This is a genomic window from Saccharopolyspora sp. NPDC000995, assembly GCF_053599315.1.
Genome location: NZ_JBSFLZ010000377.1, coordinates 1 through 1000 on the forward strand (window position 1 = coordinate 1; position 1000 = coordinate 1000).

Genomic DNA, 1000 nt, shown 5'->3' on the forward strand with positions numbered 1-1000 from the left:
CAGGCGGCTGATCTCGTGTGGCCGGTCCAGTCCCCAGTGAGTGCGAAACCGTGCTGGAGCCCGGTTTCACACTCACGACCACCTGGTCACGCGCCGGGGACGGAATCAACCACCTCAGTTCGAGTGGGGCAAGGTGGCGTGGCGGGACGGGAAGTCCGGCGGACGGCGTTGCGCGAAGGCGCTGAGGCCTTCGCGGGCGTCGGGTGAGGTGAAGGCCTTCTGGCCGTAGAGGGCTTCGCTGTGGAAGGCCTGGTCCTGCGGGAGGTCGCCGAGGCGAAGGACGGCCTCCTTGATCGTCGCGAGCGCGGTGCCGCTCTTGCCCACCAGCCGGTGGGCGCGGTCGAGCGCGGCCTCAAGCAGCTGCGGCGCGGGGACGACGTCGTTGAGCAGGCCATACCGCAGAGCTTGGGTCGCCGGGATCCGGTCACCGTGAAGCATCAGCTCCATCGCCCAGACGTAAGGAATCTGCCGCGTCAGCCTGGTGAGCGTGCCGCCGGCAGGCACGACGCCGACGCCGCTTTCGGGCAGCCCGAACTCCGCGGTGTCAGCACTGATGCGGATGTCGGTGGACAGCATGATCTCGAACCCGCCGCCGAGGCACAGGCCGTTGATCGCGGCGATCACCGGCTTGAACAGCGCGGTGTGCTTCTGGTGGGCGGCATCCCAGGCCGAGATGTCGAAACGGCCTTCGGACAGGGCGGGGATGGACTCGGTGAGGTCGGCGCCGACGCAGAAGGCGCGGTCGCCGCTGCCGGTGAGGATCGCGACGGCGAGTGAGTCGTCGTCGCGGACCTCGGCGAAGGCCGCACCGAGTTCTTCATACATCGCGAGCGTGAGCGCGTTGAGCTTGTCCGGACGGTTGAACCGGATGATCGCGATCGCGCCATCGCGGTCGATGGCGATGCCGCTCACTAGGCCACCATCCCTTTTGCAGCCCTGTCGGATAGGGTTGTGACCTCTCGGTCCCGGTGGGTGCATGGCCTGTGTCGCGTGCCGCTTG

General features: G+C 68.1%; 1 protein-coding gene. It reads right to left on the minus strand.

All coding sequences use genetic code 11. The annotated features are described in order from the left end of the window. Nucleotides 1-114: 114 nt before the first annotated feature. Nucleotides 115-912 carry an enoyl-CoA hydratase/isomerase family protein gene (locus ACWDKQ_RS36425; protein ID WP_450143282.1) on the minus strand — a complete coding sequence of 266 codons (798 nt, stop codon included), beginning with the start codon at nt 910-912 and terminating at the stop codon, nt 115-117. Nucleotides 913-1000 lie beyond the last annotated feature (88 nt).